Here is a 25849-nt window from a genome sequence, read left to right as displayed (position 1 = left end):
CTTTCATTTGTTGATTCTACTAAATTATTCCTAAACTGAAAACCTGACAAATTACAGTGTTTTTTCTAAATAATATCTATTTTGATGCACATAAGAAGTGGAGTTATCCAACGGAGGCATGTTGATATTTAAGGAAGGCTTTGGCTTACATATAACTCCCTTCATTATCAAACAATGAGAACACAGATCTACGGGGAGGGAATCATGATGAAGGAAAAGAGAAAGCATTATCGATTTTTGGCCATTTGCATGACATTTTTGGTTGTGATCTACGTTGGTGTTTCGGCAGGAGGGTCTGCAGCCGCAGCTTCTGAGTCCCCATCGAATCATAAACGGATGGCGATTATTATTGATGACGTCGGTAATGACATGAAGGGAACAGCAGAGATCCTGGCGATACCAGTTAAACTGACGGTAGCGGTGATGCCTTTTTTGCCAACAACGAAGAAAGATGCGATAGCTGCACATGAAAAGGGAATGGATGTGATCGTGCACATGCCCATGGAACCCAAGAAAGGAAGACCTGAGTGGCTGGGCCCGGGTGCAATCACATCCAATCTAACGGATGAAGAAGTACGGGAACGCGTGGAGAAAGCGATTGATGATGTACCCCACGCCATTGGCATGAACAATCATATGGGTTCTAAAATCACTTCCGACAAACGCATCATGTCAATTGTGCTCGACGTTTGCAAGGAGAGGGGCCTCTTTTTTGTAGACAGCCGTACAAATTTTCGCTCCGTGGTGGGGGAACTTGCGATATCCAAAAATATGCCACCTGTAGGGAATGACGTTTTTCTGGATGATCAAAACTCCAAGCAGCACATTCGCAAGCAAATGGATCTGGCAGCTCAGCATGCAATCGACAAGGATCGTTGTGTTGTCATTGGTCATGTTGGCCATACGGGGTTAAACACATCTGCTGTGGTTCGAGAATCAGTCTCCCGTCTTAAGGGTCAGGTTGAGTTTGTAGGTATTGGTGATCTGGTGCGCGAAGTGTGGAACTGGCATGCTGCCCCTACACTACCGACAGGTAATAAATAATGCCATTGGCAATGGATTGGGCAATTCGTTTTTGCTCAGCGGGATCACTCATTCTGGCTCGATCTGCCGCATTACTCAAAAATCCAGTTTCGACGATGACGGCAGGTTGCTTCACGTAATTCAATAAATAAAAGGGCTTGCCCCATACTACCCCATGCCCAGTCCGATACAATTCGTTCATGGCGTTCTGAATGGATTGGGCTAGCAAGTAACTTCTGCCTTCTTTCTGGTGCAGCACCACCGGTCCGTGTGCAGATGCTCTGGGACTCCAGTTTGCATGAATGCTGACCACGATATCTGTACTCACTTCTTCGCTGAGGCTCTTACGTTGGGCAAGATCCCTAGTATGACGGGAGCGGCTGTTCAGCCAGCGGTTCTCATCACTAAGTGCATAATCCCCAAGTCGGTTGATGATAACGGCATAACCTTTGCTGCGAAGCAGGAGATACACCTTTTGGCTAATGGCGAGGTTAATATCTTTTTCCAGCACACCTTGGGCTGACGTACCACCGTCAATTCCTCCATGGCCTACGTCGAGCAGGATAACCGGTGCTGCAAAGGCATGATGGCTGGAACGATAAGCATCTCCATCGGTCACCGGTAGCATGGATGGACTATTCTGGGACGGAGTGGACTGAGCTGAACTTTGAGATACGGGAGAATCAAGATAGGCTGCTTGTCCATAAGCGACATCGAGCAGGATGGGAAGGCAATGGAAGCTGATTAGCAACGCCACCGAAGCGGTCAGCAGCTTATACATGGGAATACACACTCCTTCATGAAATAGGTATCAGATGCAGATTAATGACTGTATGGATACCTTTGGCATTAGACTGTGCATTCTGAGGGTTTTCATACTCCTTTCAACAAAAAAATGTTTAACCATTGCACATCCTGCACACAATAGAACTATCGTAAGCTCCGTGATTGAGCAGGAGCGGAGGAGGCAGAGGTTATGGCCAAAAGTGATGAGTTGGTAAAATACATTACGCAGCGTGTTGTTCATTATATCGATACACCCAAGGATGAGCGGAAAGGTCGCGCCAAAAAGAAAGAGCCGTGGGCAATGAAATGGTTCGGTATGATTCCGTTTGCTGTATCCCTGTGGGTGGGGAAAAAGGAAAAAGCGTTGGAGTCACAGTCTCATAAACGAAGTTCTTCGGGCAAAGGGTGACTACCGCTAACCTGATTTCGCTGATGTAAACCAAAAGAAAGACGCAGTCCCTTTGAAATATGGGAAGGCGTCTTATTTGTTGTGTCTTAAGAGTTTATAATCAAGGCTCCACGATGTAAAAATGACCATCTTGTTGCAATGTGCTCAAAGGCACAAAGCGTTGAATGGACGTATTGCCGCCAATTGCTACATACGGAATGGACTCTAAATCCTGATCTCTATGCCATACCTGATAACCGCTAATAGGCAAAGGACCGCCGTACATGACATTATGTTTATCCGCTGAGAAAACAATCTCTTGATTCTTTTCATGCTGTATCATATCTTGTACACGGTCCGTAGCAACAGGCTTGGATGTAATCCACAACAAGTTGTCATCCGGATCGAATACAGGTCTCAGATGAAGTGGATCGACTGCTAAAGATGAAGTTGTGGATAAATTAGTTATGCTGGCAGAGACCTGTTTGAAGTCAGTCTCCAGCCGATTCAGGAACTCTGACGGTAATACATCTCCGTTCGTAGCATCAATATAAAGTGCGGGATGATTCAGTTGTTCGACTTTCCAATAAGCCAGCAGGGGAAGAGCATAACGAAGATGAAGCTCTCCTCCGCTAGCAAGTAACATCTCAAGGTTGACATGTTGTCGATCCAAGACTTGTCCAAGAAGTTCATTGTTGTACGGTGAGGATTCTCCTTGACCATATTCACTAAGCAGCAGCTGTCCCTGTTCTGTGGTGGTAATAATCATATATCCGATCGGTTTGCCTTCAAACTCAGCATGCACGAGCCAGCTATGTGTACCCGGACCCAGAGGGTAGAAGTCCAGTTCGGCGTTCTTCCAATGTGCTTCGGCGTTAGCCGTACCCAGTGCAACAGCTTGTTGCTCTGCAAACCGTTGTACAGCAGCGGGAGCTAATTTGTCATTCTCAAAGGCAAGATGTTCGGGACTGTCCCCTGTTGATGATGCGAGCACGAGTGAGGTGTTTTTTTGTTGTTCAGCATTTGCAATCGACCAAAAGGAGAAAAGGGCAACACAACCGAGTACGCCCAAGGTCATACAAGTTGTTCTCCGAACGCTGTTCCATCTCATATGAAAGAATCGTTTCAAGTTAACACCTTCTTTTCCATTATCCATTGCCTGAGTGGTCCTAATTTCATTCTAGGGGACAGGCTATGCAAAGGTTGCTGCAACCTGTCGGGCGTCTGATCATAAATAAACACTACTTTTGCCAGCATTTGCAGGAAAAGTAGTGTCTTCGTCTATCTTTCGTCTATCTTAAGTGAAACATGCCGCTACTAATTGCAGTCACTTTCACTTTGGGTTCATATTGCCAGATCATCTCGGATCGGCGGGTCTCATATTGCAGTTTCATGGCTTCACGATCGATAACCGCCTGTTTCGCTTTCTCTTCTTCGGTATCTGTCTCGGTGTCGATCTGTACTGCGGCCTCTGCCGCAAGTTCTACATCTGCTCCAATGGGTTCAGCGTGAGTTATTCCAATAACGGGTCTCATTGGTACAGGTGTCGTGCGATCAGAATGACCAGTCTCCGTGCCGGAGGTTAAGTTATCCGTTAACTCTACTTCAGGCATATCTTCCCGGAGTACCGCTTCATAGTATGTGTCCAACACATCCAGCTCCAGATCAAGTCGCTCTTGGGCTTTCTCTGCCCAGCTGTAATCGAGTTTTTGCAAGCGGTTCGTCAAATGAGTTTCCAAAGCAGCTCCGGCATCGGATAACGAAACTTTAGCTGTCTGCACATGCATGTTCTCTGCAAGCCTCGGACTGAGGTCACGTCGATTCAGCTTGGTGCCGAATTTCTCTATAATTTCACCTGAGCGAAGGGAGATGCCGAGAAAATGCAGTTCCTCCCGTTTCAAGTCACAGGCGAATTCCACCTTGAAACAGACACCGAGCCAAGGCTCATATACGGCTGGCGCTGTAGCGCGCAATTGCCGTTTGGCTGCCTGTTCGAACAGATTCACGAAGGCACCGCCTTCACGGGCTGCGCCGAAAATCTGTTGTAGTCTGCGACTGCCGTACACCACATCTTCACGCAATATACGTCCTGGCCCCAGCTGGGGCAGAGATGGCGTGATGCCGAAGTAACGCCCCAGAATGGTATCCTTCGGTGGCTCACCTGGAGTGTTCCCGTTGGTTACGCCATTCGTTCCCGCAGGGTCAGGTACAACCGGAGGTGATGATTGCGCTGCTTTGGCTTCTGCTGCTTCAATGGCCTGCTGATAGCTGTCGGGATCGAATATAAATGTGAAAGACATGGTCTCAGCTGGTGCTCCGGTTCGCTCCACAAACCCCCAATAATAGGGGCGGTTCGTCAACGCTTTGTCCGCCTCAGGCGAGAGTTTGACCGTCACATGGGCAGGGGAACGCTCCATAATCTGACAATCCAGTGATTCCAGATAGGTGAGAACATAAGCCTGCACTTCATGGGGGGACATGGTCATGGATTAGCTACCTCCTTTGCGAAGATCCAACCCGGACACAGTAGGGCCCTCATCCGCGACTTCACGCTGAATGGAGCTCAGCGATTGCCCAAGTGAATCCACTTTGCGGCGAATATCTTCTTCGTTTTGTGATTCAAGCATGATTTTGTACAAACTTTTCTCAATAGACTCCTTCTTCTCCAGCCGTTCCAGAATGACATCCAGCCCGCCGATCACCATCTCGAACATATTGATCTTCTCATGCAGCAGATTCAAAATATGTTCCTCGATGGTTCCGGTTGTGGACAGGTTGAAAATGTTCACGTCATTCTGCTGTCCCAGCCGATGCACCCGACCGATTCGCTGCTCTACCCGCATGGGGTTCCAAGGCAGATCGAAGTTGATCATATGATGGCAAAATTGCAGATTAATGCCTTCACCACCCGCTTCGGTTGCAATCATGGCCTGCACACGCCCGCGGAAGAGGTCCATCATCCAGTCTTTTTTGCCCCGATTCATGCCACCCCGATAGGGGACAGCCGTAAGCCCGTTGTTGCGGAAATAGTTCAGCAGATACTCCTGCGTGGCCCGGTATTCAGTGAAGATAATTACTTTTTCATTCATGTTCCGAACCAGTTCCATCGTTTTCTCCGCTTTGGTATTCTCCTTGATCGCTTTAATATGGGCAACGAGTTCCCAAATCTTGTCCCGAAGGGGAGAGTCCAGCGGAAGTTTCTTCGACAGATTAACCAGTGTTACGAATACAGCATCCCGACTGCTGCACACTTCCCGCTGTAATGTAACAAGGGAAAGCATGCTGCTCAAGTTGCCGCCGGCTTCCTGGTACTGGTCTTTAACAAAGGAAGTCACGCCATCATATAGCGCCTGTTCTTCGGGCGACAGTTGCAGATTCACATTGGAGACGTTCCGTTTGGTAAATTGGACGGGGCCTTCGCCGCGGCGGTTACGAATCATGACTTTGGATAACTCGTTCTTAAGCTGCTCCTGATTTTTCGGAACCCGTTTGTCAACGACAAAGTTGGCTGCAAAATCACCCTGACGACCTAGTTGACCCGGCTTCAGCAGGTTGATCAGATTGAACAACTCACTCATATCGTTCTGCACAGGTGTAGCTGTGAGCAGCAGACAATACTTTTTGCGCAATTTCAGCATGAATTGATAGTTGGTTGTTTTCTTGTTTTTGAGCTTATGAGCCTCATCAATAATAATCATGTCGTAATCGGTATTCAGCAGCATATCTTTATGCGGATCACGTTTGGCTGTATCCATGGAAGCAACAACCACTTCATTCTGCCAGGAATAGGCCTTTTTCTGGGCAATGGCAGGGATTCCGAATTTCGAATTCAACTCCCGTACCCATTGCAATACAAGAGAGGCTGGTACGAGAATGAGTACCTTGGATACGAGACCCCGAACCATATATTCTTTCAGAATGAGGCCGGCTTCAATGGTTTTGCCCAGACCTACCTCATCGGCAAGAATGGCCCGGCCTGACATTTCAAATAATACTCTGCGTGCAGTGTCCATCTGGTGAGGGAGTGGGGTAAGGCCTTGTAGATGCTTCAAACATTGGATCTCGTCAAAATTGGGAATCAGGTTGGTCTCTTCGGCTTGAATACCGAGTTGAAAGAGTCGGTAATCCCCCCAAGGACCTCCTTTATCCAGTCGTGATTCCAACTGATTGATCCAGCTCCGATCAAATTCCAGCGGAACGGGCAGCTCGGCTACAGGTTGATTTGTGTGGTGCGGGTTTTTCCGGTTCATGTTGCTTCCTCCCCTGCCATACGTGATGACGTTTTATTCGTAGGTAATAGTATGGACGAATGAGAGTCAGTTCATAACTCAACCTTCCGATCGCTGTTATCCCCAGGTTTTTTCTGTCCCAAAAAATTCACAGATTTTGTATGCGTGAGTTTGAGGGTGTGTGAAGAAACTTGTCTGAGCATGGGGAGTCTATGAAGATGGACTATGATAAAAGTCGCATGGAAAATCAATATATGGTGTAATATACTTAATTCATATCACTATATGTGGTGTTTTATCATATTTTAGTTGTATAGTGAAAAAGGAGCTTTATTCTGGGGAGGTTGAACGTAGCGATGAAATCGAACCAACGATCGTACCAATTAGAAGGACTCAGCGAAAAAATATTTCTGGACAGATACGCCTGGAAGGACGCTGATTCGAATCATGCCAAGGTCGGGGATGTTGTATTGGTATTAACGAAGGATGATCCCAAGTTCCCAACCAAGGAAGTGGGCGAAATCATAGAACGTAAGGGTCAGCTTGTAAAGGTAAGGACTCGAAGCGGAGAGATCATCGAGACAAACGTGGAGAAATTGACACTCAACATAGAAAAAACTCCGGAAGAGATGTGGAACCGTCTTGCCAAAGCGATGGCTTCTGTCGAATCCACAGCCGATCAGCGGGCAACGTGGGAGTCCAAGTTCCGCTCTGTGTTGGAAGATTGGAAGTTAGTACCCGGAGGCCGCATTGCTGCGGGTGCGGGAGCAAGCGATGAGCTGACACTCTTCAATTGTTATGTCATCCCGTCTCCGCAAGACAGTCGGAGTGGCATTATGAGAACCTTGACCGAGATGACGGAGATTATGGCACGTGGGGGAGGTGTTGGCATTAATTTGTCCTCTTTGCGTCCTCGCCGAGCGGTGGTGAAAGGTGTCAACGGATCATCCAGCGGTTCCGTATCGTGGGGCGGATTGTTCAGTTATACGACTGGACTGATTGAACAGGGTGGAAGCCGCCGGGGTGCGCTCATGCTCATGATGAATGACTGGCATCCGGATGTGCTTGATTTTATTACCGTGAAACAAACGATGGGGCAGGTGACCAATGCCAATCTGTCTGTATGTGTGAGCAACGCATTTATGGAGGCTGTCAAGCAGGACGGAGATTGGGATTTGGTGTTCCCTGATACGAACGATCCGGACTATGACACCGAGTGGAATGGGGATATGCAGCAGTGGAAAGCGGCAGGTCATTCGGTCGTGCACTATCGGACGCTGAAGGCTCGCGAAATCTGGCATACCATTATTGAATCAGCATGGAAATCGGCAGAGCCTGGTGTGGTATTCATGGAGTACTACAACCAGATGTCCAACAGTTGGTACTTTAATCCGATCATCTGTACTAATCCTTGTTTTCATCCAAAGACCAGAATTACAACTGAATACGGCCTTATAACAATAGAAGAACTATATAACCGGACAGCAGGCAAATCATTTCTAGTTGGAACAGATCATCGTCTTGTTGAGCAGGCAAAGATTGTAGGTGGCAGATCATATGAAATTCCGGGATTGCATATGAGAACAGCAAGCGTTTATCCAACCGGAATAAAAGAGACGTTAACAGTTCACCTTCAAAATGGATTGGAAATTAACGTGACATCTGATCATCAGTTATATACTGATTCAGGTTGGAAACAAGCTAAAGACTTGACTTTGGAAGACTATATCTATATCCAATCAGCCGAGGGAGCTTTTGCCAATGAAGATCAGCTAGGAGAGGAATGGGGACTTTTCCTGGGATGGTTAACCGGAGATGGTTGGGTCTCTAAGCGTGGTGAAGTTGGTATGGTTTTTGGTGCAGAGGATGAGGAAGTTATTCCACAGTTGATTGATGCTGGAGAAAAAATATCAGGCGTAAGAGCAAAAGTGTATCAAAGAACGAATGGAACAAAACAAGTGTATTGGTGGCGTAAAAAGCTGATTGAAGAAATTCTAAGATTAGGTGTGAAGGCAGTTAAAGGACCTGAGAAGGAAGTTCCAGAAATAATATTTACTTCTTCGAAGAAAACCATTACCGCTTTTTTACAGGCTTTATTTAGTGCGGATGGCACTGTATACGAAAGAGATGAGATGCATCGTACAGCAAGATTAACTTCATCTTCCAAGAAATTATTGCAGGGCGTTCAGCTACTTTTGCTGAATTATGGAATCAACAGCTCTATTTACGCACGCCCAAAGTCATCACAAGCCATGTTTAAATACACAACAAAAGATGGAGATCACAGGACATATTCCAGTAATGGTTTCTATGAATTGGTCGTGTCAGGGAACAACTTACTTACGTTTAAAGAGAAGATTGGTTTTAAATTTGTAACAAGAAAACAGCATGCTTTAGAACGAATCGCCAGACCATCTAGAAAATCAGAAAAGTTTATGTCGAAAGTCAAAACAATAGAAAAGGGAGAGCAAGTTACTGTATATGACATAACTGAGCCTGTGACTCACTCCCTGATTGCTGGTGGAATTGTTGCTCATAACTGCGGGGAACAAGGCTTGCCTGGCTGGGGTGTATGTAATCTGTCAGCGATCAATCTGTCCAAATTCTACGATGAGACGAATCATGATGTGGCATGGGATGAACTGGCGGAAACCACTCGGATCTCGGCTAGATTTTTGGACAATGTCATCGATGCAACACCGTATCATTTTGAGGAAAACAGACTGAATCAGCAGCGTGAACGCCGGGTGGGGCTTGGCACGATGGGACTGGCAGAGCTGATGATTAAGCTGCGTATTCGATACGGCAGTCCTGAATCTCTTGCATTTCTGGATAAACTGTATGGATTCATGGCGAAGGAGGCCTATCTGGCATCGGCAGAGATTGCAGCAGAGAAGGGAGCTTTCCCAGCTTTCGAAGCTGAACCGTATTTACAGAGTGGATTCATGAAAAACATGGTTGCGACGTACCCTGAAGTGGGAGAGGCCATTCGTAAACAGGGCATTCGAAATGTCACACTGATTACACAGGCGCCAACGGGAAGTACAGGTACGATGGTGGGCACCTCCACAGGTATTGAGCCGTATTTCGCCTTCAAGTATTTTCGTCAAAGCCGTCTAGGTTATGATGAACAGTTCGTACCGATTGCGCAAGATTGGCTGGATGAACATCCGGGTGAAGCATTACCAGACTATTATGTGACGGCGATGGATCTGTCGGCTGAGAATCACATCCGGGTGCAGGCTGCGATCCAGCAATGGGTGGATAGCTCAATCTCAAAGACGGCCAACTGTCCGGCTGATTTTACAGTGGAGGATACAGCTGAGCTGTACGAATTAGCCTTCGATCTTGGCTGCAAGGGAGTAACGATATACCGCGATGGTAGCAGGGATGTGCAGGTGTTGTCCACGTCGAAGAAGGAAGAGACCAAGATCGAAGATGAGAACACGGTGGAAGCAGGAGAGAAGAATGTCGTATCTGCAATAGATAACCCGAATAATATCGGAGGGCAGGCAGGTGTTGGATCTTTCACTAGCGAGGTTGATGGTGGGGCTCTTTCTTCCGATCAAACCTCTCCGTCTGCTAAAGTGTTGGATAAACAATATAGAAGCCGTCCTCAGGTACTGCGCGGTGCGACATACAAAATCAATACGCCATTCGGTATGGCTTACATTACGATCAATGATCTGGAGGGAACCCCGGGTGAAATTTTCCTGAACGTGGGCAAAGCAGGATCGGATGTGTTCGCGATGGCTGAGGCACTCGGTCGGGTATGCTCCCTGTTTCTGCGATACGGAGATCACGGGCACAAGGTTGAACTGTTGATCAAACATCTCAAGGGTATTGGCGGTTCGGGAGCGATCGGCTTCGGTGCCAAACGGGTGGAGTCGATTGCAGATGCAGTCGCCAAAGCATTGGAAAGTCATGTACAGAGCGATGTGCAGGAGAATGAAACTGGAGCATTACAAGAACAGAATCAAGTGGAGAGCACGTATCCAAAAGTGGAGGATCAGAAAACCTTTACCGAATCGAGAGATTTATGTCCTTCATGCGGCTCGGCATCCCTGATGAATGTGGAAGGTTGCAAAACATGCAGCAACTGTGGGTACAGTAAATGCAATTAAATATCTTTTGAAAAAAGTAAAAGAGAAAAGGCGTTCCATGGATCCATCATGAAGTCAGGAATGCCTTTTTGTGATTTAGCTAACTAACTTGGGTCCTAGGCAAGAAGAAGCAATTATGAGCAAAACTTTCAATCCGGTCTGACATAGGTTTATAATGGATATTGGCTGCTGAGCAAGTCGGCGGCCTTTTGCTATGAATTCAATTGTTTCAATCGATGTGTGCGTGGGTATGCTGGTTTGCGCAAGCGGGTCAGGTAATTTTAGCCACTCGATGAAAAGTACTATATTTAACGACAAAATTAGAGTATGATTTTACAGCTGTATGAGCTGGCAGGAAAGGTTACATCGGTTTAATCGTTTGTAACTATTACTGTAAAGTATGAGGCTTATTTCGAGCGTATAATGCTAAACGTGAACCCACGATTAATATAAAGAATGTCGTAATGATTAAAACTTAATGGATAGGCGAAACGTCTTCTTTAAGATTATAGAATTCACCCAGAATGTAGCATCATCGGATAGGGCTTCGATCAGAAGCTGTTCTTATGTTGTAAATGAAAGATGGAAGGTGCAATACGTATGTTAATGACAACCAGAACGATCAGGAGTTCCTTTATGCCCCCAACACCGATGTTGTTGACTCACAGTAACAAGGAGGGGCATGCATGTCACAATCGCCTAATAACAAGCGACATATGAACGGACTGGATGGCTTGCGAGCCATCGCTGTACTTGCGGTAATCGCGTATCATCTGAATTTGGATTTTATTCCGGGTGGACTGCTCGGTGTAGGGATATTCTTTGTTCTCTCAGGATATTTGATCACAGATATTCTCGTGTCACAGTGGCAGGAACATGGACGCATTTCTCTCGGCGATTTCTGGGTAAGGCGAGTAAGGCGTCTGCTTCCAGGCATGCTGACCATGACAGCTGTGGTGATGATCTGGCTAGCCTGTTCAGATCCATCCCGGCTCGCTGCGCTTCGTGGTGATATCGTATCGGGTGTATTATACATAAGTAATTGGTGGTATATCTTTCACAACGTTTCCTATTTCGAAAGTTTCGGCCCGCCATCACCCTTTGGACATTTCTGGTCACTGGCTGTGGAAGAGCAATTTTACCTCTTATGGCCTCTTCTACTGATCGCAGCAATCGTAGTGTTCAAAAGAAAGGGATGGCTGGTCGTCTTCATTGTTGTCGCAGCTGAATTGTCTGCTGGCGCAATGGCCATCATGTATAATCCGGATCTGGACCCGAGCCGTGTATATTATGGAACAGACACGCGAGCATTCGCACTGCTGGCAGGTGCTGCTCTTGCGGTGGTGTGGCCTAGTCGCAAGCTGTCGAACTCTCTGCCTGGCATGAACCGGCTTGTGCTCGATGTGTCGGGACTGGCTGCGCTCGCACTATTGATCTATATGATGCTGAATAGCAGTGAATATGATCCGTTTCTATATCAAGGGGGCATGGTGCTTCAGGCTATCGCAACGACGTTGCTGGTAGCCGTGTTGGCTCACCCATCGTCTTTTCTGGCACGTATTATTGGAGCGAAGCCACTACGCTGGATCGGAGAGCGATCCTACGGATTATATCTGTGGCATTATCCTGTCATTATTTTAACGAATCCCGCGGTGGATACGGGAGGAGCACATCCTGTGCGAATCATTTTACAGGTTGCTGCAACGGTTGTACTGGCCTCATTGTCTCTTAAATATATTGAAAACCCGATCCGATACAACGGGTTCCGTGATTCTTGGTCCCGTTTATGGGGAAGAGGGCGGTCATCGATCGGTATACGTAATGTGTGGTGGAAGCGGGCAGGTCTGTTGATGACGATTCTGCTGTTGTCTTATACGGTAACTCAGATGATGGTCTCCCATGCAGCGAATTCTGACTCCCATTCGGTATCAATGTCCAACACATTGAATGGAGAGAATTCCGTAGCAGAGGAACAGGGACAGGATGTTGTACCAGCGATTACAGCGACGTCAGGCTCTGGCCAAAAGAACGATGCTCATAGCCATAAACCGGAAGCAGGAACAAAAGATGATTCGGGGGAAAATGAGAAGCCGACAGGAGAGTCTACTCCAGAATCGAAACCTGACGACCAGAACGCTTTAGCAAATTCGGGCAAGGATGGTCAGTCTGATGACAAGACGTCTGATGACTCCGTGACTAACGAGAATGAGGCTCCGGACGACGCTGGAGTGAACCAATCCGATGGTACAGATGATGCACCTGATTCATCTCAGGAAGATGAAGACACGGCTCCTCCTGCCGAGGACGGCAAGGTTCATTATACGGTCATTGGAGATTCCGTGATTTTGGATGCTAAACCGTATCTGGAGCAGAGTATATCGGGAGTGCATGTGGACGGACATGTCGGCCGTCAGATGTGGCAGGCTGCCGATGTATTGGAAGGCTTGAAGCGAAACAACCAAATGGGCAGCAAAGTGGTGCTGGAGCTTGGAACAAATGGTTCTTTTAACTCCAAAAACTTGAATGCTGTGCTTGATTATCTGAAGGATGAGGATCATGTATATCTGGTTACTGTGCGCGTACCTCGTCCGTGGGAACGAACGGTGAACAGGGCTTTGAATGAGGCTGCATCCAAATACAGTAATGTCTCGCTGATTGACTGGAACAGTGCAAGTGAAGGACATGACGAATATTTCGAAAAAGACGGCGTGCATCTCACTACGCAAGGATCGGAAGCTTTTGCAGAACTGGTGAAGAACAGTATTCAATAATCACTAATCCATTTTCAATAAGAATTAGCACTTATACATTATATATGGCCTGGGTGTAAGCTGCCGATGGCTGCAACAAGAAAGAGCTCTCAATGGTGAGAGCTCTTTTTATATGTTACGAACAGTAAGTCAACAAAGTAAGTTCCAAATAGGGGAACCGATATTTTTCACCCCTGCATCCGTGGATCGTCACCTTACGGTATGATAGCGTTACCATTTACAATAAGTGTATTCAAATCGCCGAGGGGGATTATAGAGATGTTGAAAAAATGGCTTTCGGGTTTCCTGGCAATAGCGTTGTTCTCCATTATTCTTGCTGGCTGTGCTGGTGGGGACACTTCAGAAGGAGGCAGCGGCAATGACAAAGTAACCGTCACACTCTGGCACAACTGGACCGGACAGGATGCAAAGGCGGTTGCAATGCGCCAAATTATTGAAGATTTTCGCGCGGCGCATCCAGACATTGAAGTTGTGGATGAAGGCTTGCCAACAGATGGTCTCAAAACCCGGCTTCGCACGGTGGCAGCTGCCAACGAGATGCCAGATCTGTTCGTGATGTGGCCGGATGCCATGACGAAGGAATTCGTAAAAGGTGACCTGTTACAGCCCATTAATGCAGAGCTGGACGCGAAGCCGGAGTGGAAAGATAACTTTATCCCGAATGCACTGGATGGATATACCCTGGACGGGAACATCTACTCCGTGCCTATGAATCTGGCACCAAGTTCCTTCATTTATTATAACGAAGCACTTTTCAAACAGTACAACGTGAAAGTACCTGAGACGTGGGCGGAATTGGAACAGGCGATCGCCACATTTAATCAAAATAAAGTCATTCCCATGGCGCTTGGTAACAAGGCCAACTGGGTAGCGCAATCGACAATATTCAGTACACTGGCTGACCGGATCACCGGCACAGACTGGTTCCTGAAAGCGGCAGCACAAGAGGGTGCAAGCTTTACCGATCCACAATTTGTTGAAGCCTTGAATAAGATGCAGGAGCTTGGCAACACCAAAGCATTCCAGGATGGATTCAACAGTATTGACGAGACACAGATGATGCAGCTTTATTTCCAAGGTAAGGCAGCCATGGTCATGAACGGCGGATGGGCCTTGGCGAACCTGGTGAACAATGCACCTGAAGAAGTGTTGAATAACACCCATATTACGATTCTTCCTCCAGTGGACGGAGGTCAGGGTGAACCAAGAACAACATCTGGTGTTGTGGGAACCGGGTTGGGTGTAAGTAAGAAGCTGAGCGGTGCACAAAAAGAGGCAGCGATGGAGTTGTTCTACGCGCTGGCAGGACCTGACGGTCAGAAGGCCACATTGGATAGTAGCACATTGGTGAGTTACAAGATTGATCTGGACAAAACCAAGGCACATCCATTGTTCGTTGAATTATATGATCTGATGCAGGAAGTGAAGATTACACCGGTATACGATTCCAAGCTGGGATCGGCAACGGTTGAGGTTATTAATAATGCATTACAAGAGTTGCTTATGGGCGGCAAGGCCGAAGACATTGCGGCTAAGATTCAGGCGGCTCAAGCCAATGCTGTTAGTCAGTAACGATTCGTCAGAACCCCTTCCCGGCAGGGGAGGGGTTTTAGGTATGGCTGAGATAGTCAGTTGCAAGTTGGGAAAGGCATTCAGGGAGGGGAAGTGAACAGATGAACGCACTGCGAAGTCGACGTTTTATTATGCTGGGGCTGGCCCCGGCAGTCATCATTTATGCATTGTTTGTATTTGTACCGGTCGTGTGGTCAGCGTACTACGGGTTCTTCAATTGGTCCGGCATCGGGGCATCCAAATATATTGGTGTGGATAATTACATTGAGATCTGGCATGATCCTGTATTTTGGCGGGCACTGAAAAATAACGTTATTTTTGTGCTGGCATCTGTATTTGGGCAAATTCCGTTAGCGCTGATGTTGGCGGTCATCTTACACAAAAGCAATCCATTACAGCGGTTTTTGCGCTCAGCCGTATTTCTGCCAATGGTGTTATCCACGGTGGTCATCGGTATGATTTGGCAGTATATCTATCATCCACAGATCGGGATATTGAACTTTTTGCTGGATGCACTGGGGCTGGAGAGTTGGAAGCTGCAATGGCTATCCGATGACAAAATCGCGATATTCTCGTTGGTACCGCCGTTGCTCTGGAGCTTTGTCGGGTTGTATCTGATTATCTTTATCTCAGCTCTGCAAAATATTCCTGGCGAGATTCATGATGCTGCCAAAATAGACGGTGCTTCAGGAATTCGGAAGCTGGTCTCGGTCTCTTTGCCCATGATCTGGGGAACGGTTCAGGTTGCGATCATTCTATGTATTTCGGGTAGCCTCAAATCATTCGATCTGGTCTACATCATGACCAAGGGTGGTCCGGCGCATGCCACAGAACTACTCGCTACGTATATGTACAATTCCACCTTTACCACATACCGTTATGGCTTCGGAAGTGCCATCTCGACAACCATCGTACTGATCTCGCTTCTGCTGATCGGAACAAGCCAGTGGGTAACCAGTCGCAAACGAAAAGAGAACCATTAGAGAGGGGGAACTGACATGCGCGCAACACCTGTAACCATACCATCACCACGAAGTGGCTCGGATCATCCCATTCGACGTCTTCGCAGCGGAATTGTTTGGACGCTGCTGACGGTCTATGGTATTTTAACATTGTATCCGTTCTACTGGCTCGTGATTAGTGCGTTCAAAACGAATGAAGATTTCTATAGCAGGCCTTTTGGATTGCCGGAAAACTGGAACGTAGCCAATTTTGGCAATGCATGGGAAAGCTCCAAGCTAGGGACCGCTTTTGGAAATTCACTCATTGTATCGGTCGGATCATTAATTCTGACGCTGTTTATTGCAGCGCTTGCTTCATTCATCCTGGCCCGCTTCCAGTTTCGCTGGAAAGGGTTAATCATGACTTTCTTTGTCGTAGGCATGCTCATTCCGATTCATAGTACGCTTGTCCCTTTATTTATTCTGATGAAACAGATGTCCCTGCTGAATACGTACTGGGCATTAATTTTACCGTATACGGCCTTTGCCTTGCCTACGGCTATTTTCGTGCTTACTGCCTATCTAACGAGTGTTCCACGTGACATTGAAGAGGCGGCTTTTATTGATGGAACAGGACTATGGGGGCTATTTACCCGAATCATGCTGCCCATGTCTGTGCCTGCGTTGTCGACGGTTACGATCCTGAGTTTCCTGCATGCGTGGAATGACTTTTCATTTGCGCTTGTGTTCATCAACAAAACTGGATTGAAAACGCTACCGCTGGCGATTGCGAACTTTGCAGATGGATACCAGACGGATTACGGATTAACGCTTGCTGCCATGACCCTGTCGGTCATTCCAACCATTATTCTGTATCTTATATTCCAGGAACAGGTTATGAAAGGTATGACTGCCGGAGCAGTCAAAGGGTAAGCGAAAGCGCATCCAGAGGAGGAGAAACGTTTGGCACGTTGGCTCACATCTTCGTTACAAAGGAAGCTATCGGTCGTCGTGACGGCTTCAATGATTGTGCCATTGCTGGCCTTGGGCCTGTTCGCCTTTCTGATCTCTTCCCGCATCACAGAGCAAAAAACAAAGCTTTCCGGCATGGATACGCTGAAACAGGTAGAAGCAAATCTCCGTTATATGTTGCAGGATGCCGAGAACCTGTCTATTTTCCTGATTGGAGAACGGGACATCCAGCAGTATCTTAGCCACAATGAAGATCATGAGCTAGACCGGGTGGATATCCTGGGCAGGATGACCAATCTGGCGGCTTCCAAGAAGTATATTGCGAACATCGCCATATATCCAAGCCGATTCGATGCCACATTGTCTACGGCTACCTGGTATGAATCCAATAATTCAAGCTTATCTTATCCACCTGTACCGAGCGGAGAAGCGGTGAAAAAATGGACTGGAGTATATCCAGTTCAGAATTATGCAGGTATACAAAATGTGATCACATTGGTTCGACCGATCCGTAGTATCCATGATTATCGACCTATCGGATGGCTGGCGATCAGTCTGGATGAGAAGGCCATATCCAAAGGATGGGCTGCTCTGGGATTGGGTAGAGGGCAAGGCAGACTGGAACTCATCGGCAGTTCGGGAGAGATCTTGTCTTCCATGGACAAATCCCGGCTTGGACTTAAACTGGAGGATGTCGAACCAGGGGTCACACCGTTAATTCAAAATGTTGGTAGCGGGACAACCACGTATGGCAGTGGTGAGGATAAACGGACATTGCTCTATTATCCCGAAGAACTGACGGGCTGGACGTTGGTTGGAGCTGTTCCATACGACCAGTACAAGTCCGAAAATCGGTATATCCTTATTCTGACCGGATGCGCCGTTGCCATGTCTGCTGCAATCAGTGCTGGACTGGTCTGGTTTACCGTCCGCCGTGTGACGAGGCCGCTTCGTGTACTTACCCGGCATCTGTCCCGAATTGATCCGGAACGCCCTCTTCCTCTGTTTCGGTCTGAAAGTGATGACGAGATCGGCAGGCTGGGGGAGAGTTACAATCTGCTCGGTGCACATATTCAGTTGTTGAAGGAAGAGATTATTCGCGGTGAAGCTCGCAAAAAAGAAGCAGATCTCCGAGTACTTCAGGCGCAGATTAACCCGCACTTTCTGTATAACACTCTTTCTTCGATTCACTGGATTGCCCTGATGTCTGAAGAGAAGAGAATCGCGGATATGGTGGAGGGCCTGAGTGATTTTCTGCGCATCAGTTTGAATAATGGTCGGGATTACTGTCCTGTGGAACAGGAGATTGCTCATATCCGACATTATGTGCGTGTGCAGTCGATTCGTTTCCCAGATCAATTCGTCTTGCATTATATCGTAGATCCAGCGCTTGAGCAGCGAATGATGTTGAAGCTGTTGCTGCAACCGCTCGTTGAGAATGCGATGATTCATGGCATTCAGCCCAAAGCGGGCATGGGCACGATCACCGTTATGATTCGAAAGGATTCGAATAATGAACATATGAATGTGCTGGTGCTGGATGATGGTGTCGGCATGGAGCCGAACAGGCTGGAGCAATTAAGGATAAGCATTAGGGAATGGAAAGGAAAACAGCCGGAAAGACACCTAAACCAAGGAGGTTATGGACTCTGCAATGTCAATGAGAGACTGTTGCTACATTATGGACCGGATGCACAGCTCGAAGTGGACAGCCGGATTGGTGGAGGTACCCGGATTTCGTTTTCCATTCCAATCTTGGAGGGATCGCCATGAGACTATTAATTGTTGATGATGAAGTGATCATTCGTACAGGGCTTGCCAGCGTCATCGCTTGGCATGAACTCGGAATTGAGCTTCTTCAACCTGCTGCCTCGGCAGAGGAGGCGTTAACACGCATGGCTGAGGAACGCCCACATATCCTGATGACGGATATCCGGATGACAGGCAGATCAGGACTGGAACTGGCAGAAGAAGGTCTGCGTCTGCTACCTGAGCTGGAAGTCATTATTTTATCCGGATACGATGACTTTTCTTATGCCCAGCAGGCGATTCGCCAAGGTGTTACGGATTATCTGCTCAAAACAAGCAAGCCGGAAGAGATTATCAAGACTGTGTTACAGGCCAAACAGCGAATCACAGAACGGTGGGCAGAGAAATCCAGAGAGGGAAAGCTTATGCGGGAGAACCGAGAGAGGCTGTTTGCCGGATGGATCATTGATGGTGATATTGCTTCTGGCCCTTGTCCATCATTCTTGCAGTCTGGTGTACAGAAGGAAGCGATTAATGGTTTGAATGATGCACAGATGCTCAGACAAGTCATGGTTCTTCGAGCAGAGGGCTGGGATCGATCCTCAGATGCACTATTACGATTTGCGGTGCAGAATACCCTGGAGGATGTGCTACCTGGTGCCATTGCTCATGTAGAGAAACAGCAAATTATCTGTGTAGTCTCATGGCCACCTGTTGAACAGGAGTATCCGTTCAGGCTGGAGAGTGCATTAAGTCGGGTGGAGCAATTATTGAAGTGCACCCTGCGCGCAGCGATAGGTCTGCCTGTTCGTGGATCTGCAGATCTGCACGAGAGCTATAGAACTGCTTCAACTGCATTCCGATATCGAGGTTTGATGGATTATAAAATATGGCATTATGAGCATGTTCAAGATCGTCAAGGTGGTAAAACCGTTCTTACGCACGAAGAGGAGACCACACTTGGCACGTTGCTGCTGGATAATGATTCGGTCACGTTAACGACATGGACGCGAGAACTTGTGGCTAATCTTATGGAAGAACCGGAAGTCACGCCAGAATCGTTCAGTGCTTGTCTACACTCTGCGGTTATTGCAGGCCATCGCTGGCTGACCCGCACGATGAGAGCCATAGGACGTGAAGAATCTGCAAGGCTTGAACCTTGGCTGCCAGAACCGGATGCAGACGCTGTGGAACTCGGGGATATGCTGTTCCATCATCTGTATGGTCTGATGCATGCCTATCATAGCCGAATGGGTCAGGGACAGGCTGCACATGTGCAAAAGGCCATTGGTTATATTGAATCTTCATTGGCGCAGGATATTAATTTACAGCAGGTAGCCGGACATGTTCATTTGCATCCAGGTCATCTCAGTGAACTCTTTAAAAAAGAAATGGGTGTGACCTTCGGTGATTTTGTCACCGATATGCGTATACGAAGAGCGATGGATATGCTCGCGGTGTCTCCAGCGAAGGTCAGTGAAGTCGCTGCCATCAGCGGCTATGAAGACGTAAAGTATTTTAGCAGGCTGTTCAAAAAACATACGGGCAAGACCCCGAGTGAATATCGCGAGGAGGCATTGTCGTTCAAGCCTTCCGGAAGTTAGAAGTGAGCGGATTACGAAACATATTTTGTATTTCTGCAAACGTTTTCGATGTGGTATTAACTCAGGGCTCTTGGGGAGTGAGGGTGTAATGATGAAGATCCATAGTTCAAGTCAGGATTTATCAGGACAATGGAAGATACAGCATTTCGAAGTTGGAGAGAAGCGGGCAATGGATGTGGCAGCTGCTGCACTGGATGATCGCTTCTGGATTGGGGCTGAGGTGCCAGGTGATGTACACTCCGCACTGGTGGAGCGCAGTATCATCGACCCGCCCTACTACGGACATAATGATGCCAAAAGTCGCTGGATCGAGCAGAAGGAATGGTGGTACCGCACAACCTTCAATCTGGTCAGAGATGCAGAGACGGAGGAACATTTGGAACTGGTGTTCGAAGGATTGGATACGTTTGCAACGGTCTACGTGAACGGCCATGAAGTTGGAAGAACGGCCAATATGCTCATGTCACATACATTTGATGTAACGTCTCTGGTACGTAGCGGCTGGAATGCGATTGCTGTCAAGTTTGATCCGCTTCACCTGCATCACCGGGACAAAGAGACCTTCGACTGGTCCTCGTATACGAAGGAACGGCCATGGTTGCGTAAAGCGGCGATGAACTTTGGCTGGGACTGGGGGCCACGTATGGTTACGGTGGGGATCTGGGGTGCGGTAAGGCTGGAAAAACGAACAATCACCAAGCTGGAAAGTGTGTATGCTCGAACGGAATCAGTCAGTACTGAGATGGCTGTTTTGCGTGTCACGGCAGATGTGAAATCTGTCTTGTCTTTCCGTAGCAGACAGAAGCGAGAGCAGGCTGTGGTTGCGTCCTGTATTGTTCGTCTACTGGATCGTAGCGGTATGGAGGTGGCATGTGCCACTGAACTACCCGTAGAGGGAGGCAAAGCGGATACCACATTGAATGTTATGTCACCACAGTTATGGTGGACTCATGATCTGGGTGAGCCATACCTGTATACACTGGAGGTTACATTGCATGCAGATGGCGTTGAGGTGGATCGTTATAGCGAGCCTTATGGTTTACGAACGATTGAGCTGGCTCTTCACAATGAACGGGGTGAAGATGCATTTGCTTTTATCCTGAACGGAGTCAAGATCTACGCCAAGGGAGCCAACTGGATTCCGGCTGATCATCTGATTGGCGCCATCCCGAACTCTCGCTATCGTGAGCTTGTCGAGTTGTCGGTGGAAGGGCATATGAACATGCTTCGTGTCTGGGCGGGTGGTATATATGAGAAGGATGTCTTCTACGATGAGTGTGATCGGCAAGGGGTGTTGGTCTGGCAGGATTTTGCATTCGCGAATGCATTGTTCCCGGACTTTAATCGTGATTTCATGGACAATGTACGGCAAGAGGTAGAAAATAATGTCTTGCGCCTTCGCAACCGTGCCTCGCTCGCCCTCTGGTGTGGTAATAATGAGATAGACTGGCTCTATGATATGAAGTCTGCAAGTGGAGATATAACCAGCCCGTTCTACGGTGAACTGATCTATCATGAGCTGATCCCTGAGGTACTGGAACGACTGGATCTGTCCCGTCCGTATTGGCCTTCTTCTCCGTTCGGGGACAGCAATGGTCAGGATGCCAATGATCCGGATGTAGGGGATCGCCACAATTGGCAGGTATGGCACGGGTCGGTCTATCCGAGGAAGCATGGAGAGTCACCGCTGCTTGACTATAGCATTGAAGGTGTGACGTTCAAAAATTACAAAAACGATCATGCATTGTTCAGTAGTGAATTCGGTATGCATGCCTCGGCCAATCGTTACACGCTGGAGAAAAATATGCCCGCAGGGCAGTTTTACTGGGGCAGTCCGGAGATGGCCTACCGTAACAAGGATACCAATCACCAGAAAGGTATTCTGCTGATGGAGGGTTACACAGGCATCCCGCAAAATATAGAAGAGTACATGAACTATTCCATGCTGACACAGGCAGAAGGATTACGCTATGGGATTGAACATTTCCGGCGAATCAATCATCGTAATAGCGGTGCGCTCGTGTGGCAATTGAACGATAGTTGGCCGGGGACAAGCTGGTCCATGATCGACTATGAACTGTTGCCGAAGGCATCCTTTTACTATGGGAAAATATTCTTTCATCCTGTCCTGTTGTCATTGGAACATGAGCCGGGTGAGCCGCTTGCGTTGTGGGTCGTGAACGATACACGTGACGTCTTGAAAGGGCAGCTGCGGCTCAATGTCTATGAATTGCATGGAGAGAAGATCTATTCCAGCACACATGCTGTTGAAGTCATATCACAATCCTCACTGTGTATTGCTGAATTAACTGAAGCAGAGGTGCTACAGGGCAGACGTGCGGAGGAAGTGATGATTGAGTTGGTATCCGAAGGGTTTGCGGCGCCAATCAATCGGTACTTCTTGCGTGATCCTAAGGATGTGACATTGCCAGAGTCTCAATTGAGTGTGCATGTGAACGAAGAGGAACAGTCTGTAACGGTTACGGCCAGTGGTGCGATAGCACGATTGGTGAAGCTGGAACTTCCCCTTGGGCGTATGAGATTCAGTGACAATTATTTTGATCTGCTCCCTGGTGAGAGTCGAACAGTGAGACTTCGTCATCCAGAGCAGTCGTCTCTGCCGCTGACGGAACTTCGTGTTAGTGCCATAAACGGTAGAGAAGGGTGAGATAACAGACGTCGATCCTTATTCAAGGTTTAAGGTGGTATTCCTGATCAGGGATGCCACCTTTTTACTTTTGGACCAAGTGAGAAGATACCGTCGTCGTGTCAGGCTGTTTTTTTCCTACACCACAAGCGAAACTTCCAGTCGGGTTCACATCTTGGTACATTAAGGTTAGAATATTATAGAGAAATCGTTCTCAAAGGAGGTGGATTCATGTCATTTATCTTTTTTCCGGAGATGATTATATTCATTCTGGTGCTGATTCTGTTGATCATTGGTATTGTATATATTGTTCGTAAGAGCAAACAAGTACTGCGCCGCTTAAGCAATCTGGAGAAAGCGATATATGAAAAAGAAGGCTTGCTGTCCAATCAGAAGGGCGTTGATACTGGGCAAGAAGAGGCTCCCAGAGAAGACTCATTTGCTCCGCGCAAACGAAAATGAAGAAGGTTATGAATTACATAAAAAAGAATTCCAATAAGTCGAACAGCCGATTCTTCTCTTGAGGAAGTGATCGGCTGTTCGGGCATTTGGGAGGTATTTGTATCCTGTCTGAAGCTTAATCGGTTATTTTATCCGGTTTAATGGGCTTTAAAGAAAGGATTCATAACGCTGCTGGAAAGAAAATTCCATCTCTACTTGTCTCGCAAGTTGCTGTTGAACTTTTGCCCCGCGAATCGTCTGAAGTTCCTGAAGTTGTGAATTGGACTCGAATTGATCCGCAGCCATCCGAACGATCAGCTCCGAGAGCACATCTGCATCTTCGAGCGCTGCATTCAATCCAAACGCACCGGTTGGCGTCATCGTATGAGCGGCATCGCCGATGAGTACTACATTATCCTGTGCCCACGATTGGCAATAGCTGCTTTCGACAGATAACAGAACAAAATCACTCCAGCTCTGAATGTTGGCAGCTACAGAATCAGACAGGCAAGGAAATGCGGACACAAGTTTATCTACAAATGGAGCAATCGGTTGCTGTCGCAGCTTGGAGTATGCTCCCTCGGGAATGTTCCATCCGATCTGAACATAACCGCCGAATTGGGAGAACAGCGCAAGCTGTTGCCCATCCATACTGGCCATCCGAACAGCTGGTTCCCATCCTGAGGGTGCCGGAATGCGCGCCCATAACAGGTCATACCCGTGCTTGCGGATCTCGGGGTTCAAGCCGGAATGTTTGCGTACAGCAGAATATCTGCCATCTGCACCCACAATAACGGATGCTTCGATGGAGGCAGGAACGCCATTCTGCCGAATGTTAATACCAACGGTCTGGCCATTTTTGTCTCGTAGCAAGCCAGTCATGATGGTATTAAACAATACTTGTTCATTGGAGTTGTGCTGCTGAGCATGCGATACGATGGCTTCCAGAAGATGGTCTTGGGGTACATGAATACCAACATGGGATTCTCCATTACCCGGTGATACCGTATGAATAATTTGACCATTTTCCCAATACTGAATCTGCTCCAAGAGTAGCGCTCCGCGTTCCTGGACGAGTGAATAGAGGCCATGTTTACTTAGGATCGCTTCGCCGTCCCCATTGAGTAACTCCCCGCGAAACGACTTGTGCAGGTGCGGTTGCCGCTCAATGAGAATTGTGGAGATCCCTTTTTGATTCAGTAAATACGAAAGCAAAGCACCGCCAGGACCAGCACCGACGATGCAAACATCTGTTTTAAGTTGAGATTGTGTATTCTGATTCATGTGCATAAGTCCCTTGCAATATAATGGTGACGCTTTATTTACTTTATAACAACAGGTTTAATAAAATTATTTAATAACTAAAAGTAACTTAAAGGTATAAATTATTATAAACAAACCCATCGCAAGAAAGCAATAGGTGTATGTCAAAATAAAACACAAGTCTTCCGGTCAAGTATAGGGTATACCAAACAAGCGCATTTTTCACAAACATAATAGTGTAAATATGTTACAATAAAAGGTAGGTTATGATGAAAGGCAGGAGGAACGTTTATGAGCCCGGATACGGAGCGAAACTCTCAATTGGCAAATGTAGATCAATTGTTGGAGGCCTTCTTCAGATATAAAAATAAAGTATTGGATCAGCAGCAGAAGACCGAAACCAACTGCAAACTGAATCCGACAAAGAGTCATATATTGGGCATGATTTTACGTGAAAAACGCTGCATGGCAGTGGATGTGGCCAGACAACTCAGTTTGTCTTCCGGCGCAACCACCATTGTACTGAATCAACTGGAAACAGAAGGGTTGATCCAGCGTGTGCGCAGTGAAGAAGATCGTAGAATTGTGTGGCTGTCCCTAACGGATGAGGGTACGCAGCTCGCCAAGACACTTAATGCGAATCGCGGCCGAATGACATGGGAATTGTTGCAAGCACTTTCCGAGGAAGAGCAACAGCAGATGTTCGGCATGCTGAAGAAAATTGAGCTGAAATTGCTGGAGAACATGAAGTCTTTTGAACAGATTCATCGGTAGTCCATATATGACTTGATGGTTCGAAGACGTCAGTCCTCATGAGTTCGTCCCTAATTGCGGGGGGATGAACCTTGAAGACTGGCGTTTTTGAGTTGGTTTACAAATGAAAGCGAAACACATGATCCGTCAAGCCTTCCTGGATCAAAATCTCCTTTTGCTTGCTGCCCATCAGGTCAAAGTGGGGAAATGGCTGCCGCCGATGAATGTATCGCGGGTTCAGTCCATGATCGTTACACCATCGCTCCAGACGTTCCAGATCTGCGCAGCCGACTTTGGTGACACTGGTAATGCCGGGGAATCGATTGTCAATCCAGAAATGAGTAAGGTAGGCAATCTCACCACGAGCCACTTGTTCTTTCCACGCAGCAAGCTCCTGTCGTTTAATTCCAAATGCCATAGATGCAAGTTCCTTTCCAAACGGGTATTGTCCTGAGCATATTGTAACATCTTATATACAGAATCCATCAGAAATCTTTAATCAAAACTGGTCTGAAGCCAGTTGAATGGGTATATGAATATGACAACATTTTTATAACAAAGTCTGGATTATGTTAAAATAAACCTATACAACAAAGGTTTCACCACT

Annotated in this window: 18 protein-coding genes; 12 read left to right on the top strand and 6 right to left on the bottom strand. The window is 47.3% G+C overall.

The features are described 5' to 3' along the window. The first annotated feature begins 204 nt into the window (after positions 1 to 204). The gene (locus tag HF638_RS01630; protein ID WP_169478593.1) at positions 205 to 1044 is read left to right on the top strand and encodes a divergent polysaccharide deacetylase family protein; all 840 of its coding nucleotides are present in this window, start codon (positions 205 to 207) and stop codon (positions 1042 to 1044) included. On the opposite strand, the gene HF638_RS01625 is transcribed toward HF638_RS01630, so the two are convergent. Further along, a complete protein-coding gene (locus HF638_RS01625) occupies positions 1019 to 1804 on the bottom strand; it encodes an N-acetylmuramoyl-L-alanine amidase family protein (protein ID WP_169478592.1) in 786 nt (261 codons plus the stop codon). The genes HF638_RS01630 and HF638_RS01625 overlap by 26 nt on opposite strands. Before the next feature lie 195 nt (positions 1805 to 1999). Between HF638_RS01625 and HF638_RS01620 the strand changes: the two genes are divergently transcribed. Continuing rightward, positions 2000 to 2218, top strand: a complete 219-nt coding sequence (locus HF638_RS01620; protein WP_169478591.1) for a YqzE family protein — start codon at positions 2000 to 2002, stop codon at positions 2216 to 2218. 100 nt (positions 2219 to 2318) lie between these two features. Here HF638_RS01620 and HF638_RS01615 read toward each other — a convergent pair whose 3' ends face one another. The 3 genes from HF638_RS01615 to HF638_RS01605 all read right to left on the bottom strand — a co-directional run bounded on the left by HF638_RS01615 (position 2319) and on the right by HF638_RS01605 (position 6447). After that, positions 2319 to 3275: a hypothetical protein gene (locus HF638_RS01615; protein ID WP_169478590.1), complete on the bottom strand. Its 957-nt coding sequence runs from the start codon at positions 3273 to 3275 to the stop codon at positions 2319 to 2321. Between the two features lie 214 nt (positions 3276 to 3489). Further along, complete coding sequence (locus HF638_RS01610; RefSeq protein ID WP_248277994.1) at positions 3490 to 4683, bottom strand: YqhG family protein; 1194 nt, start codon at positions 4681 to 4683, stop codon at positions 3490 to 3492. A gap of 3 nt (positions 4684 to 4686) precedes the next feature. Further along, the gene (locus HF638_RS01605) at positions 4687 to 6447 is read right to left on the bottom strand and encodes a DEAD/DEAH box helicase (RefSeq protein WP_169478589.1); all 1761 of its coding nucleotides are present in this window, start codon (positions 6445 to 6447) and stop codon (positions 4687 to 4689) included. Positions 6448 to 6782: 335 nt separating this feature from the next. On the opposite strand from HF638_RS01605, the gene HF638_RS01600 reads away from it, so the two are divergent. From HF638_RS01600 to HF638_RS01560, 9 genes are all read left to right on the top strand, one after another. After that, positions 6783 to 10550 (top strand): LAGLIDADG family homing endonuclease, encoded by a 3768-nt coding sequence (locus tag HF638_RS01600; RefSeq protein ID WP_169478588.1) that lies wholly within the window; start codon positions 6783 to 6785, stop codon positions 10548 to 10550. 665 nt (positions 10551 to 11215) lie between these two features. Further along, positions 11216 to 13300 carry an acyltransferase family protein gene (locus HF638_RS01595; protein ID WP_169478587.1) on the top strand — a complete coding sequence of 695 codons (2085 nt, stop codon included), beginning with the start codon at positions 11216 to 11218 and terminating at the stop codon, positions 13298 to 13300. 258 nt (positions 13301 to 13558) lie between these two features. Further along, the gene (locus HF638_RS01590; RefSeq protein ID WP_169478586.1) at positions 13559 to 14872 is read left to right on the top strand and encodes an extracellular solute-binding protein; all 1314 of its coding nucleotides are present in this window, start codon (positions 13559 to 13561) and stop codon (positions 14870 to 14872) included. Positions 14873 to 14973: 101 nt separating this feature from the next. Beyond that, on the top strand, positions 14974 to 15855 hold the full coding sequence (locus tag HF638_RS01585) for a carbohydrate ABC transporter permease (RefSeq protein ID WP_062833683.1): 882 nt from the start codon (positions 14974 to 14976) through the stop codon (positions 15853 to 15855). A 15-nt stretch (positions 15856 to 15870) separates the two neighbouring features. Continuing rightward, the gene (locus tag HF638_RS01580) at positions 15871 to 16746 is read left to right on the top strand and encodes a carbohydrate ABC transporter permease (protein WP_169478585.1); all 876 of its coding nucleotides are present in this window, start codon (positions 15871 to 15873) and stop codon (positions 16744 to 16746) included. Between the two features lie 30 nt (positions 16747 to 16776). Continuing rightward, positions 16777 to 18558: a cache domain-containing sensor histidine kinase gene (locus HF638_RS01575; protein ID WP_169478584.1), complete on the top strand. Its 1782-nt coding sequence runs from the start codon at positions 16777 to 16779 to the stop codon at positions 18556 to 18558. Continuing rightward, positions 18555 to 20138, top strand: a complete 1584-nt coding sequence (locus HF638_RS01570) for a helix-turn-helix domain-containing protein (protein ID WP_169478583.1) — start codon at positions 18555 to 18557, stop codon at positions 20136 to 20138. The genes HF638_RS01575 and HF638_RS01570 overlap by 4 nt, the downstream gene beginning before the upstream one ends. A 91-nt stretch (positions 20139 to 20229) precedes the next feature. After that, a complete protein-coding gene (locus tag HF638_RS01565; protein WP_169479123.1) occupies positions 20230 to 22806 on the top strand; it encodes a beta-mannosidase in 2577 nt (858 codons plus the stop codon). Between the two features lie 210 nt (positions 22807 to 23016). Next, the gene (locus HF638_RS01560) at positions 23017 to 23247 is read left to right on the top strand and encodes a hypothetical protein (RefSeq protein WP_169478582.1); all 231 of its coding nucleotides are present in this window, start codon (positions 23017 to 23019) and stop codon (positions 23245 to 23247) included. A 147-nt stretch (positions 23248 to 23394) separates the two neighbouring features. On the opposite strand, the gene HF638_RS01555 is transcribed toward HF638_RS01560, so the two are convergent. Then, a complete protein-coding gene (locus tag HF638_RS01555; RefSeq protein ID WP_169478581.1) occupies positions 23395 to 24510 on the bottom strand; it encodes an FAD-dependent monooxygenase in 1116 nt (371 codons plus the stop codon). Between the two features lie 270 nt (positions 24511 to 24780). Here HF638_RS01555 and HF638_RS01550 point away from each other — a divergent pair, with 270 nt between their 5' ends. Continuing rightward, positions 24781 to 25263 (top strand): MarR family winged helix-turn-helix transcriptional regulator, encoded by a 483-nt coding sequence (locus HF638_RS01550; RefSeq protein ID WP_145319214.1) that lies wholly within the window; start codon positions 24781 to 24783, stop codon positions 25261 to 25263. Positions 25264 to 25360: 97 nt separating this feature from the next. On the opposite strand, the gene HF638_RS01545 is transcribed toward HF638_RS01550, so the two are convergent. Further along, entirely contained in the window at positions 25361 to 25660 is a 300-nt protein-coding gene (locus HF638_RS01545) for a hypothetical protein (protein ID WP_169478580.1), read from the bottom strand. Between the last annotated feature and the right edge of the window lie 189 nt (positions 25661 to 25849).

Source organism: Paenibacillus sp. SZ31, assembly GCF_012912005.1.
In the GTDB taxonomy this organism is placed as follows: domain Bacteria; phylum Bacillota; class Bacilli; order Paenibacillales; family Paenibacillaceae; genus Paenibacillus.
This window is presented reverse-complemented; position numbering and strand designations above follow the sequence as displayed.